The organism is Rhizobium leucaenae USDA 9039 (assembly GCF_000426285.1).
Taxonomy (GTDB): Bacteria; Pseudomonadota; Alphaproteobacteria; order Rhizobiales; family Rhizobiaceae; genus Rhizobium; species Rhizobium leucaenae.
In genome coordinates, this window is the sequence record NZ_AUFB01000018.1 from 85,004 (window position 1) to 97,161 (window position 12,158).

General features: G+C 58.8%; 12 protein-coding genes. 6 read left to right on the plus strand and 6 right to left on the minus strand.

Going from position 1 to position 12,158, the window contains the following annotated elements:
- Window positions 1-68: 68 nt before the first annotated feature.
- Genes K290_RS0123655 through K290_RS0123675 form a run of 5 tightly spaced genes read left to right on the plus strand, consistent with a single transcriptional unit; the run spans window position 69 to window position 4,941 of the window.
- Window positions 69-1,160 (plus strand): quaternary amine ABC transporter ATP-binding protein, encoded by a 1,092-nt coding sequence (locus K290_RS0123655; protein ID WP_028754152.1) that lies wholly within the window; start codon window positions 69-71, stop codon window positions 1,158-1,160.
- A gap of 13 nt (window positions 1,161-1,173) precedes the next feature.
- Window positions 1,174-2,022 carry an ABC transporter permease gene (locus K290_RS0123660; protein WP_028754153.1) on the plus strand — a complete coding sequence of 283 codons (849 nt, stop codon included), beginning with the start codon at window positions 1,174-1,176 and terminating at the stop codon, window positions 2,020-2,022.
- Window positions 2,019-2,876 (plus strand): ABC transporter permease, encoded by an 858-nt coding sequence (locus tag K290_RS0123665; protein WP_028754154.1) that lies wholly within the window; start codon window positions 2,019-2,021, stop codon window positions 2,874-2,876. Before K290_RS0123660 ends, K290_RS0123665 begins: the two co-directional genes overlap by 4 nt.
- A 17-nt stretch (window positions 2,877-2,893) precedes the next feature.
- Window positions 2,894-3,892 carry a 4-hydroxyproline epimerase gene (locus K290_RS0123670; protein ID WP_028754155.1) on the plus strand — a complete coding sequence of 333 codons (999 nt, stop codon included), beginning with the start codon at window positions 2,894-2,896 and terminating at the stop codon, window positions 3,890-3,892.
- A 38-nt stretch (window positions 3,893-3,930) separates the two neighbouring features.
- Window positions 3,931-4,941 carry a GlxA family transcriptional regulator gene (locus tag K290_RS0123675; protein WP_028754156.1) on the plus strand — a complete coding sequence of 337 codons (1,011 nt, stop codon included), beginning with the start codon at window positions 3,931-3,933 and terminating at the stop codon, window positions 4,939-4,941.
- 361 nt (window positions 4,942-5,302) lie between these two features.
- On the opposite strand, the gene cyoD is transcribed toward K290_RS0123675, so the two are convergent.
- From cyoD to K290_RS0123700, 5 genes are all read right to left on the minus strand, one after another.
- On the minus strand, window positions 5,303-5,722 hold the full coding sequence (cyoD, locus tag K290_RS0123680; RefSeq protein ID WP_037136095.1) for a cytochrome o ubiquinol oxidase subunit IV: 420 nt from the start codon (window positions 5,720-5,722) through the stop codon (window positions 5,303-5,305).
- Window positions 5,719-6,414 carry a cytochrome c oxidase subunit 3 gene (locus tag K290_RS0123685; RefSeq protein ID WP_028754158.1) on the minus strand — a complete coding sequence of 232 codons (696 nt, stop codon included), beginning with the start codon at window positions 6,412-6,414 and terminating at the stop codon, window positions 5,719-5,721. The genes cyoD and K290_RS0123685 overlap by 4 nt, the downstream gene beginning before the upstream one ends.
- Window positions 6,411-8,423, minus strand: coding sequence for a cbb3-type cytochrome c oxidase subunit I (locus K290_RS0123690; protein WP_028754159.1), 2,013 nt, complete (start codon window positions 8,421-8,423; stop codon window positions 6,411-6,413). Before K290_RS0123690 ends, K290_RS0123685 begins: the two co-directional genes overlap by 4 nt.
- 2 nt (window positions 8,424-8,425) lie before the next feature.
- A complete protein-coding gene (gene cyoA / locus K290_RS0123695; protein ID WP_081670419.1) occupies window positions 8,426-9,352 on the minus strand; it encodes a ubiquinol oxidase subunit II in 927 nt (308 codons plus the stop codon).
- A gap of 516 nt (window positions 9,353-9,868) precedes the next feature.
- Complete coding sequence (locus K290_RS0123700) at window positions 9,869-10,387, minus strand: DUF4142 domain-containing protein (RefSeq protein WP_028754161.1); 519 nt, start codon at window positions 10,385-10,387, stop codon at window positions 9,869-9,871.
- Between the two features lie 302 nt (window positions 10,388-10,689).
- Between K290_RS0123700 and K290_RS0123705 the strand changes: the two genes are divergently transcribed.
- Window positions 10,690-11,325 carry an outer membrane protein gene (locus K290_RS0123705; protein ID WP_028754162.1) on the plus strand — a complete coding sequence of 212 codons (636 nt, stop codon included), beginning with the start codon at window positions 10,690-10,692 and terminating at the stop codon, window positions 11,323-11,325.
- A 123-nt stretch (window positions 11,326-11,448) separates the two neighbouring features.
- On the opposite strand, the gene K290_RS0123710 is transcribed toward K290_RS0123705, so the two are convergent.
- On the minus strand, window positions 11,449-11,895 hold the full coding sequence (locus K290_RS0123710) for a hypothetical protein (RefSeq protein WP_028754163.1): 447 nt from the start codon (window positions 11,893-11,895) through the stop codon (window positions 11,449-11,451).
- Window positions 11,896-12,158 lie beyond the last annotated feature (263 nt).

Sequence of the window (12,158 nt, forward strand, 5' to 3'; positions counted from 1 at the left end):
CGTTTGGCGGCCCGCATCTCTCAACGAGCACAAACAGGTCGGCAATGGACTGACCCTCGGGGAACGCAATGAACACTGTCGTGAATAACGCCAACGAAATCCTGGTCGACTGCCGGAACGTCTGGAAGATATTCGGCGCCCGTGCTCCGGCTGCCGTGAAAGCCGTTTCAGAGCGCGGCCTTTCCAAAAAGCAGGTCCTGGACGAATTCAACTGCGTCGTCGGTGTCGCCGATGCCAGCCTCCAGGTCCGCCGCGGCGAGATCTTCTGTATCATGGGGCTCTCCGGAAGCGGCAAATCAACCTTGGTTCGCCTCCTCAATCGCCTCATCGAGCCGAGCCTTGGCAATATCGCCATCAAGGGCAAGGAGATTGCCCGGCTCAATGCTGCGGAACTGCGCGACATCCGCGCGCGCAACATCGGCATGGTCTTCCAAAGCGTGGCCCTGCTCCCCAATCGCACCGTCCTCGAGAATGCCGCATTCGGCTTGGAAGTCCGTGCCGTGCCAAAGGACGAGCGCAACAAAACGGCGCGGACGGCGCTTGACAAGGTCGGCCTTTCCGACTGGACGTCGCGATATCCCTCAGAACTGTCTGGTGGCATGCAGCAACGTGTCGGGCTTGCCCGTGCATTGGCCGCCGATCCAGAGATCATTCTCATGGATGAGCCATTCAGCGCCCTCGATCCACTCATTCGCCGCCAGTTGCAGGACGAGTTCCGGCAGCTCACGAAATCGCTCGGCAAGTCCTCGGTCTTCATCACGCATGACCTCGAAGAAGCCATCCGTATTGGTGACCGGATCGCCATTATGAAGGACGGCGTCATCGTTCAGGTCGGAACGGCAGAAGAGATCGTCACGAAGCCCGCCGACGCTTATGTCGCGGATTTCGTGGCGGGTATATCCAGGATTCATCTCGTCAAGGCGCATTCGGTGATGCTGCCGATCGCAGAATACCGGAGCCTGCAGCCACAGCATGATGTGAATGCGCTCCTTCAGACCACTCCGGAAGCCGATATCGGCGAACTCATCGATCTCACGATGAAATCGGAGCGTGATGCTTTGGCCGTCGTCGATAATGGTTCCATCGTCGGCGTGGTCACGACCCGCGGGTTGCTTCGCGGCGTCGCCGGATCCCCAGAGCAACCACATGTGACAGCCTGAGAGGACGACGCAAATGGACATCGCGGTCATTGCGGATACATTCGATGCCTGGACCGACGACGCACTAAGCTGGATCAGCGACAACGGCGACTGGCTGTTCGACCCGCTCAGAGCGGCGCTGGAGGGAACTTACAACGGCGTTCTCTGGCTCCTTCAACTCCCGCCTTTCTATGTCATCGCGATCATCGGGGCGCTGCTCGGTTGGCGGCTGATCAACCTCTGGTCCGGTCTTCTCGTTGGCTTGGCTCTCGTCTTCTGTGCGGTCATGGGTCTTTGGAGCGAGACCATGAGCACTCTTGCACTTGTGACCACCGCCACGATCTTCGCCTTGATAATCGGAATCCCGATGGGGATTGTCGCCGGTTTTTTGCAGTGGTTCGACAGGTTCCTGGAACCGATCCTCGATCTCATTCAGACGATGCCCCCCTATATCTACCTTCTTCCTGCCATTGCGCTGCTTGGCTTCGGTCCTGCAACCGCGCTGGTTGCGACCTTCGTCGTCGCAGCGCCCCCCGCCATTCGCTTGACCTCGCTCGGCATCCGCATGACTCCGCCCGCGTTCGTCGAACTGGGCCAGGCAAGCGGTCTGACACCATGGCAGATGTTCACGAAAATTCGGATGCCATTTGCAATTCCTAGCATCATGGCGGGCGTCAACCAGAGCTTGATGATGGCATTCGGCATGGTGGTGATCGCCGGCATCGTCGGTTCCGGCGGCCTCGGCGAGACCATCTACGGCGCCGTACGCACGCTCGATATGGCGACATCGATCAACGCTGCGATCGCGATCGTCATTCTGACCATGGTGCTCGACAGATTGACACAGAGTGCGGCCCGCCGCACCAAGGTAGGTGCAAGATGAACCTCAACCTTCTTCGGTTCTCACCCGGCCTCTATTTTGCTCCGGCCGTCGACTGGCTGAACACCAACTTCCATCCGGTCTTCGACGCCATTACGAAGCTAATCGAGGCAGTGCTTGGCGCCTTGGAATCGGCGCTGCTCTACCCACCTCCCTATGTGCTCATTGTCGCTGCGGTCCTTGTCGTCGCCTTCGCGATCAACATCAGATCTGCCGTAGTTGCTGCTGTCGCTCTTTCCTTCTGCCTTCTGGCGGGCCTTTGGGCTGCGTCTATGCAGACACTCGCACTGGTAACGGTGGCGGTCGCCATTTCGGTCTTGATTGCCTTCCCTCTCGGCGTCCTTGCTTCGCGCCGCAAAGGCTTCGAGGTCGCCGTAAGGCCGGTGCTCGACATCATGCAAACGGTACCGCCGTGGGTTTATCTCATCCCGGCTGTCATGATCTTCAGTCTCGGCCGCGTGCCGGCGATCATCGCCACGATCATCTATGGCGTGCCGCCGATGCTTCGCCTGACGACGCTGGCATTCAATCAGGTGCCGAAGGATCTTCTCGAACTCGGCCAGGCAACTGGCGCACCGCCGCGTGCGATCCTGCTCAAGATCGAGATACCGTCTGCAATGCCCACCCTGCTTGTAGGCCTCAACCAGTGCATTCTTCTTTCGCTGGCCATGGTCGTCCTCGCTGGGCTCGTCGGGGCCGGCGGGTTGGGGGCTGAGGTGACCCGGGGCCTCACCCGAATGGAAATGGGTCTTGGCCTGCGCGCCGGGCTCGCCATCGTTGCCATCGCAATCCTGCTCGACAGGCTTTCAAAAGGTGCGCTTCAGGGACGCGCACGCTCACCGGACAGGAGCGCCTAAGCGGAAAGGCCTAGAGAATGCGTCACAGCTTCTTCTGCATCGACTCACACACCTGCGGAAATCCCGTGCGGCTTGTCGCCGGCGGCGGGCCGCTTCTGCCGCACGCACCAATGGGCGAGCGGCGCGAGATGTTCCTTCGAGATCATGATTGGGTCCGCAAGGCGCTCATGTTCGAGCCGAGGGGACATGACATCATGTCCGGCGCGATCATATATCCGGCCTATCGGGATGATTGCGACATTGCAGTCCTATTCATCGAAGTCAGCGGTTGTCTGCCGATGTGCGGGGCGGGAACGATCGGGCTCGTGACCGCCGCGATCGAGGAAGGCCTGGTCAAACCGCGTGAATCCGGAAAGCTCTCGATCGAAACCCCTGCCGGCAGAGTCGACGTTACCTTTGAAATCAGCGGAAACCATGTCGATTCCGTCCGGCTCTTCAATGTGCCGAGCTATCTGCACGAAGCGGATGTTGAGGTGAACGTACCCGGCATAGGGCGTCTGCGCGTCGACATTTCCTATGGCGGCAACTACTATGCCGTCGTGGAGCCCCAGGAAAACTGGAGCGGTCTCGACGGCATGAGCGCGGCCGATATCGTCGGCTGCAGCCAGAAGCTCAGAGAGGCTCTCGCAGACATATGCGATCCGATCCATCCGGATGATCCACGTATTCGCGGAGTTCACCATGCAATATGGTGCGATCGCCCGGTCAACGATGTCTCCGATGGCCGGTGCGCTGTCTTCTATGGCGAAAAGGCCATCGATCGGTCGCCGGGCGGCACCGGCACCTCGGCGCGGATGGCGCAATTGCATGCAAAGGGACGCCTGGCCGTCGGATCGAAATATCGTCATGAAAGCCTGATCGGAACCATTTTCGAAGGCCGGGTCGAAGCCGAGGTTCGCATCGGAGCTTATCGGGGCATTCTTCCGAGTGTAGGCGGCTGGGCCCGCATTATCGGCCACAACACGATTTTTGTCGACGATCGCGATCCACTCGCATACGGCTTCCAGATCCGATAAAGTCTTCGTGGTCTTCAGAAGCGGCAGGGAGTAGAAAGATGCCTGAGAAATATCGGCCGGAAAATGACGCCAGCACGTCTGCCAGCCGTCTCAAGGTAGGATTCATCTTGGCGCGGTCGTTCACGCTGTCCGCGTTCGCGCTCTTTGTCGATACGTTGCGGCTCGCAAGCGACAAACAGGATCGTTCCGGAAGGGTCCTTGCGGACTGGCAGGTGCTCGGCAGCACCAGGCACCTCATCACCTCAAGCTGCGGCGTCCAGGTCGCCCCGACGTCTGACCTCGTCGATCCGTCGAGGTTCGACTACATTGCGGTTGTCGGCGGCCTTTTGACCGTCGAAAACCCCGTCGACGAGGTGACATATGCGTACCTCAAGCAGGCGGATGCCAAGAAGGTGCCGCTGATCGGCGTGTGCACCGGGTCGTTCATTCTCGCTGCGGCTGGCCTGATGAAGCGGCACGAATCCTGTGTAAGCTGGCTGCATTACGAGGGGTTTCGGGAGCGCTTTCCCGAGCTCAAGGTCCGTTCCGACCGACTGTTCAATCTCGATCGCCAGCGAGGATCCTGCGCAGGCGGCAGCAGCGCCGCCGACCTGGCGGCATTGCTCGTCAGGAAATACATCAGCCGCGACGCGGAGCGAAATGCGCTGGAGGTCCTCCAGATCGAGAAGGCCCGAACGACCGCTGATATACAGCCCCGTCGTCCATTGTACGAAGACTATGACGATGCCCGTGTAAAGGCGGCGATGATCGCAATGGAACAGTTCGTCGATGGCAGCCTGCCAATCCCCAAGCTGGCGGCCAAGGTCGGATTGTCACGGCGGCAACTGGAGAGAATCTTCCTCGAAAAAACGGGAATGTCTCCTGCCAAAGCTTATAACCGAGTTCGCATGGAACGGGCGAAGTCGATCCTTGCACGCTCGAAGGCACCTCTCATTGAGGTTGCGCTGGATGTCGGGTTTGAAAACACGTCGCAGTTCACAAGGACATTCAAGCGCACTTTCGGGGAGACGCCGTCGCAACACCGCGCGGCGGTTTCGAGACCCCGTTAATCGAGCCGTATTTCCGGCACCCATGAAAGGCTTGAGTTGGAGCGCCCGGCAAACGGCTTGGCGGCCGGCCGATATTATCTTGGGAACCACAATAGCGGCTCATTCAATGGCGGAATACCCCCTTTAAGGCGATAACCCGATAAAGAGCACAAGGGCGTTCATCGCTATGGCAGCGGCTAGCAGGACTGCAAATATCTGCGGGCTGTATCCCATGTTTGCCGCCAATCACATATTGCCATGGTCATCGAAGTGGGGGCTGCCGTCGAGAGCATCGGCACTCCAACTGTGAGCGGCCGCAAATGTTCTGAGTGCGCTCCACTATTTCCGTCCAACAGGTGAACCTTGACCCATGGTTTCGCGCCTACTGCTGCATCTGCATCATCTGCTCCATAGGCATGGGCTGCATGTTCTGGTGCAGGTGATCCATGATCCAGATTGATCCGATGACGATAAGGAAGACCACCAGAACGCCGAAGACCAGTGCCAGCACATTGTTGGTGTTGTCCGGGCCGGTGGTGATGTGAAGGAAGAAGACCAGATGCACGCCCATCTGCGCTATGGCGAGCACGAGCAGGGCCACGGGAATGGCCGGGCCATAGATGAGATTGGAGCCGGCGAGAAGGAAGGCGGCGACGGTGAGAATGATGGAGAATCCAAGGCCCAGATTCGCGTTGCGGATCCAATGGCCGCTGTCCTCAAGGGGTTCGTCGCCCGGAGAATGGTCTTCCCGGTGGTCCATGATGCCGGTGCGCAGGTGCGGATCCGATTCAAAGTCGCTCATGCGCCGGCTCCCATCAGATAGACGATTGTGAAGATGCCGACCCAGACGATGTCCAAAGCGTGCCAGAAGAGGTTGAAACAAATCAGCCGGTGCATGATTTCCCTACGGAAGCCCTTGACCTGGATCTGTGCCATCATCGTCGCAAGCCAGAGGCCGCCGAGGGTGACGTGCAATCCATGCAGTCCGACAAGACCGAAGAAGGAGGTCAGCATCCCGCTCCGCTGCGGGGTAAATCCCTTGTTGGCCAGCTCGACGAATTCCTGCAGCTCGAGAAGGACGAATACCAGCCCCAGGAGCCCGGTGATCGCCAACCAGATCTGGGTCCGCCAGAGATTTCTAGCGTTGGCGGCGGCAAACGACAGCATGCAAGTATAGCTGGACAGCAGCAGCATGGCGGTCTCGAGGGCAACCCTGCGGATGTCGACGATTTGTTCGATCGTCGGGCCGCCGGCCGTTGCTCCCCGCTGCACCGCAAACGCCGCGAAAAAGCAGGAGAATAGGACGATATCGCTGAGCAGATAAATCCAGAAGCCGTAACCCACGATAATCCGTTTGTGGGCTGGTCCGGTCGTGCCGTGTCCGGCGCCTTCGACAGGTTCTTCAGCACCATGGGCGCGGTGGCCGAGCCGGTGCGGGTCCTCACGAATGCGTCTCACAGCTTCGACGCTGGCGGGCAATCCTGTGTCTGTCATGACAGCGCCCCCTGCTGAGAAAGGCGCTGAAGGAGCGCCTCGCGCGCAGCCCGTCGGGCGCGTTCGGCCTGCGCCACCTCATCCGCCGGCACTTCGAATTCGTGAACGTCACGCCAGGCGAACACGACGAATCCGACGAATGCGGCGATCAGAGCCACGATGGCGAGCCACCAGATGTACCAGATCATCGCAAAGCCGAAGACCGTGGCAAAAAACGCCGTGTAAATGCCGACCGGGCTGTTGAGGGGCATTTCGATCGGTTCATACTTTGGTTCGGGGGACAACTGCTGGGTTTCCACCGCCCGCAGCTTGATACCCCAATAGGCTTCTTCACCTTCAACATTCGGCATCACCGCAAAGTTGAAGAAGGGAGGCGGCGAGGGAGTTGCCCACTCCAGGGAACGCCCGTCCCACGGATCGCCCGACACGTCGCGCAGCTTCTCGCGGTCGCGGATGCTGACCACGAGCTGCACGATCTGCGAGATCATTCCCAGAATGAGAATGGCGACACCGACAACGGAGACATATAGCCAGGGTGCCCACTCAGGAAAGTTGATGTGCTGCAGGCGCCGCGTCATGCCGTCGAGCCCCAATATGTAAAGGGGCGTAAACGTCACCCAGAAGCCGATGAAAGCGAGCCAGAAGGCGACCTTGCCCCAGCCTTGGTGCAACCGAAACCCGAAGGCCTTCGGAAACCAGAACTCCAGACCTGCAAAGACCGCGAACACGACCCCGCCTACGATAACATTGTGGAAATGCGCCACTAGGAACATCGAGTTGTGGGTCAGGAAGTCCGCCGGCGGGACAGCCAGCAGAACGCCAGTCAGTCCTCCGATGATGAAGGTGAAGATGAAGCCCATGGACCACAGCATCGGGACCTCGAAGCGCACGCGGCCGCCATACATGGTGAAGATCCAGTTGTAGATTTTCACCCCGGTCCCGACGGCGATGATGCTCGAGGAGATGCCGAAGAAAGTATTGACCGCGGCGCCTGCGCCCATGGTGAAGAAGTGGTGCAGCCACACCATCATCGAAACAACGCAGATGAAGAGGGTGGCTGCGACCATCGACCGGTAGCCGAACAGCGGCTTGCCGGAAAAGGTCGGGAAGATCTCGGAGAAGATGCCGAAGGCCGGCAGGACGAGGATATAGACTTCCGGATGTCCCCAGGCCCAGATCAGATTCACGAACATCATTGGATTTCCATTCGCGGTGTTCGTGAAGTAGTGCCAGCCGGCATAGCGATCCAGGGTCAGCATAGCGAGCGTAGCGGTCAACACCGGAAAAGCGGCGACGATCAGCAGACTCGCCGCAAGAGCAGTCCAGCAAAAGACCGGCATACGCAGATAGCTCATGCCGCGACACCGCATTTTCAGCACCGTGGTGACGATGTTGATCCCGGTGATCAATGTGCCCACCCCGGAAATTTGCACGGCCCAGAGGTAATAGTCGACGCCGACGCCGGGCGTATAGGTCGTTTCGCTGAGCGGCGGGTAGGGTAACCATCCAGTGCGGGCGAATTCGCCGACGAAAAGCGACACATTGACGAGAAGGGCGCCGCTTGCGGTCAGCCAGAACCCGACCGAATTGAAGGTGGGGAAGGCCACGTCGCGGACGCCGAGCTGCAGCGGCACAAGGAAGTTCATGAACCCCAGCACCAGCGGCATGGCGCCGAACAGGATCATGATCGTGCCGTGGGCGGAGAAGATCTGGTTGTAGTGCTCAGGTGGCAGATAGCCGGGTGCGTTGATCGCCACCGCCTGCTGCGTACGCATCATGATCGCATCGGCGAACCCACGGATCAGCATCACGACGCCCAATAGGCAATACATGACGCCGATCCGCTTGTGGTCGACGCTGGTGATCCACTCCCGCCAGAGATACGGCCACCAACCTTTTGCGGTGATCAGGACCAACACCCCAAGGCCAATGAGGATCACGACGAAAGAGGTGATCAACGGGATAGGCTGAGACAAGGGGATTGCCGAAAGGCTGAGCTTGCCGAACATGATCAATCCTTTCCGCCGGTGGAAACTTCACGTCCCGCATGCCCGGGCGCTTCGGGTTCCGGTCCCGGCCCCGGCGGGATCTTCTGGGTGGCGATCGCATCGAAAAGCTGGGGATCCGTGGCTTTATAGGTCGAGGGCGGCACGCGCTGGGTCTGCTGCATTAGGTTGGTGTAGGCGGCCTGATCGAGCGTCGCGCCGGAACTGCGGACGCTCTTCACCCAATTCTGGAAGTCCGCATCCGGCACGCTTCTCACCTGGAACTGCATGTCGGAGAAGCCGTCGCCGGAAAACTGGGCTGAAGTGCCCCAGAGCTCCGCCGGATCGTCGGCCTGCAGGTGCAACTGAGAGACCATGCCCGGCATGGCGTAGATCATCGAGCCAAGGCGCGGCACGAAGAAGACATTGAAGACGCTCGCCGAAGTGATGGAAAAATGGACCGGCGTGCCGGCCGGCACCACTAGCTGGTTGATCGTTGCGATCCCCTCATGCGGGTAAATGAACAGCCATTTCCAGTCGAGCGATACAACCTGTACCTCGATGGGTGCCGTCTTCGATGGCAAGGGCTTGAACGGATCGAGCTGGTAGGAGCCGATCCAGATCAGGCCGCCGATGAACATGATCGTCAGGATCGGAATGGACCAGACGACGGCTTCGATCCGCCCGGAATAGGACCAATATGGCAGGTATTCCGCCGTGGTGTTCGAAGCTCGATAGTGCCACGCCATCCAAAAGGCGAGTACGATCGTCGGGATGACGATGGCCAGCATCACCGCCGTTGAGTCGATCAGGATTTTCGCATCACCCTCGCCGACCGGGCCGACCGGGTTCAGGACCCCCGAACAGGAGGTAAGACCGAGGCTGAACAAGCCGAGGATCGAGCCGCGGCGAGCGCGCGCCAGCGCGCATTTCGGCACTTGCAAGCCATCCATCGCGAGCGTCCTTCCTATGGCGGCCTCAAACCTCGCAAGTTTAACTTTGTTCCAGAGCCGGCTCTCGCAATCACGACATCATAAAGATTCGAGTGGCGGTTGAGCATAAATTGCTCCTGTGTCGATGTTCGACCGGAGCGCTTCTTACATTTGAGAACTGTGCGTACAACAATTGGACGCCTGCGTGCGTCCGATATGCGTCATGGAAGCCTCATGCAGGAGGCCAGAGCTTAAGTACCGAAGAACTTGGACTTACCACCAAGCCTGCTTTTTCCGACATAGGTTGTATAACGGATCGAAGGTTAGTCTGCAACGGACGGCGATGCGCATCGCCGTCCGAGAATACTGACAGCCAGGATCACGACTAATGCATGTCGCGCAAAAGTGTGCGGCGGTTTTGCGAGAGCGACATGCAAAAACAAAGAGCTCAAGCGTCGGAGCGAATCTGAAAGATCGCGACGAGCTTTAGGCTATGAGCGTGAGCGCCACATCGTAAATATACCACTTACATATGGGTTATTTATTCAAATCTTCAGCCATTTGCAGATGGTGCTCCAGAGCGGGCTCCGTGCTTGCCGCCCAGGTCTTTAAATCGGCATTCTTGCCGTTGCTGCCATACCGTTTGAAAAGATCGACAGCCTCCTTGTGGGCCGACACCTGCTCCGAATGGTATTGCTTGGTGAAGTCGGCTCCCTGAAGGCCCTTGAGTTTAGTGAGCATCTTCTGCTGAGAGGAAGACATGGCTGTTGGCAGGCGCGCTTTTACCTTGCCGCTCATTACCAACTGCTTCAGTTGGCTCGTGGTTTTCTGATGGTCGGTGATCATCTGCTGTGCGAATGACTTTGTCGCGTCATCGGCGCGTTCGAGCGCAAGCTGACTGGATTGAATTTCGAACATGTCGCTTGTCGCGGCCTTATTGACGAAATCCTCAGTTTGCGGGGCCGGCGAACCGGCACCGCTTTTTTCCGCGGCCGATTGAGCAAGAACGGGCGCTGCAAACAGCAAAGCGGCGGTCGTGATGGCAATCTTTTTCATGATGCTCTCCTGTGGTTGCAATTTCGAACCTGTGGCCACCGAGAATGTTCCAAGCCGCTTGATGGTGCGGTGACGATGTCAGCGGAATGCTTCGGTGGGATCTGCTTCACTGCAGTTTCGGCATGGTCAACAGGTGGGTCAAAGCCGAAGGTGCAGCGCACAAGAGCGCAGCTTTAAATGGCTGTCGTGGGTAAATCTCGAAGCGATAATATGCTTCATGTCTAAAGTGTGATAGTTTTGCTACAGCCATTCGACGGTGCTGACCTATATCCGGTTCCATAACAACAACCGAGGATACACCGATGCATAAGCTACTCATCTCCACCGCGATTGCCAGTATCGTTGGCTTCAGTGCGGCGTCGGCCGCCGATGTTGTAACACAGGCACCGGAAGCGCCTGCTGTTGAAACGCCGGCTGGTTTCACTTGGACGGGTCCATATGCAGGTATTCGCGGCGGCGGCAATTGGGTGAATGGGGATTTCAGCATTCCTGGCGCAAGCGGGTCTGAAGATCTGAGCGGCGGCCTCGTCGGTGGTTTCATCGGCTACAATTGGCAATTTGAGAATAATGTCGTGCTCGGCCTGGAAGGCGACCTGAATTACAACTGGAACAAAGATACCATTGCACCTGGCGTCAAGGTCGGGACGGACATCGATGGCTCGGTCCGCGCCCGCCTCGGCTATGCGATCGATCGCGCTTTGATCTATGCGACAGGCGGCTGGGAAGCGACGCGGGGATTTGTCGACACAGGCAGCAAAGACACCAAGACCTTCAACGGTTGGACGGTGGGTGCCGGGGTTGACTATGCCTTCACCGATCGGGTCTTCGGCCGCCTCGAGTACCGCTATACCGACTTCGGGAGCAAGGATATCAGCGGCGTGAACGTCGATCTCAAGCAGAACGCCGTAGTCGTCGGGCTTGGCGTGAAATTCTGGTAATCGGCTTCACCGTACGGCACGGGTAGCCCGCAAGTCGGGCTACTCCAGTTCTTAGGTGGTACTGACTGGTACGGACCGCTAATCGGAACGGTCGTCTCATCGGCCGCAAAGACATCTGCGACCTCATGACTGGGTGGGCTTGATATTGTCCGTGCGTACTTGCCCCTCTAGAACGCCGCGGCGCAGGTCGTGCCGGCCGTGCTCGAGTTCCACCACCGTATAAAGCTTTTCGCTGCGGAATGCGCTGGCATTCGCCGTGCTGACATCCTCGGCCGGCGCTGAATCGACCTCCATATAGTCCAATTCGCGCGCCGCCGCGACGATGCGGGCGTCCCCGGCGGTGCGGGCAGCCACCACTATCTCGCCATGCGAGGGTGCATTTTGCCAATTCGGATCGTCGGGCTCCGCGATAGGGACAAGGCGATAAACGTTAAGCAGCTCACCGGCCGTCGATGCCCCCTTCTTCTGGGCATCTTTCATCTGGGCCTGGCTTTCGACCGACCGACCGAAAGTCGTGCTGCTGGTGGCGTTGTTGGGGTCGCTTCCCCCTGTTTTGACGACATTGGACATAGTCTCATCCTCTTCGCATCTGCAGCGCGGACAGCCGGCGCTCATATGAGACGCAACGGCGCGACTGCCGCTTAAATTATCCGTCGTTGCATCTCGGTTTGGGTGAGGGATCAAGGCCCGTCGACATGTCATCGCTCTTCTGCCGAGTCAGTACCTCGATGCGTGAACAACGGCGGAAACGCATCATCTGTTCCCTCGGGGAAATGCGACCATGCTAAAGGTTTCGGCCAAGACGGTTGTTCGAGCGACTCTCGTCGAGGCCA

Excerpts from the sequence above, each read along its gene's own strand:
- K290_RS0123690 (WP_028754159.1), bottom strand. The coding sequence starts at position 8,423 with ATGTTCGGCAAGCTCAGCCTTTCGGCAATCCCCTTGTCTCAGCCTATC.
- K290_RS0123710 (WP_028754163.1), bottom strand. The coding sequence starts at position 11,895 with ATGTCCAATGTCGTCAAAACAGGGGGAAGCGACCCCAACAACGCCACC.
- K290_RS0123705 (WP_028754162.1), top strand. The coding sequence starts at position 10,690 with ATGCATAAGCTACTCATCTCCACCGCGATTGCCAGTATCGTTGGCTTC.
- K290_RS0123660 (WP_028754153.1), top strand. The coding sequence starts at position 1,174 with ATGGACATCGCGGTCATTGCGGATACATTCGATGCCTGGACCGACGAC.
- K290_RS0123655 (WP_028754152.1), top strand. The coding sequence starts at position 69 with ATGAACACTGTCGTGAATAACGCCAACGAAATCCTGGTCGACTGCCGG.
- cyoA (WP_081670419.1), bottom strand. The coding sequence starts at position 9,352 with ATGGATGGCTTGCAAGTGCCGAAATGCGCGCTGGCGCGCGCTCGCCGC.
- K290_RS0123675 (WP_028754156.1), top strand. The coding sequence starts at position 3,931 with ATGCCTGAGAAATATCGGCCGGAAAATGACGCCAGCACGTCTGCCAGC.
- cyoD (WP_037136095.1), bottom strand. The coding sequence starts at position 5,722 with ATGAGCGACTTTGAATCGGATCCGCACCTGCGCACCGGCATCATGGAC.
- K290_RS0123665 (WP_028754154.1), top strand. The coding sequence starts at position 2,019 with ATGAACCTCAACCTTCTTCGGTTCTCACCCGGCCTCTATTTTGCTCCG.
- K290_RS0123670 (WP_028754155.1), top strand. The coding sequence starts at position 2,894 with ATGCGTCACAGCTTCTTCTGCATCGACTCACACACCTGCGGAAATCCC.
- K290_RS0123700 (WP_028754161.1), bottom strand. The coding sequence starts at position 10,387 with ATGAAAAAGATTGCCATCACGACCGCCGCTTTGCTGTTTGCAGCGCCC.
- K290_RS0123685 (WP_028754158.1), bottom strand. The coding sequence starts at position 6,414 with ATGACAGACACAGGATTGCCCGCCAGCGTCGAAGCTGTGAGACGCATT.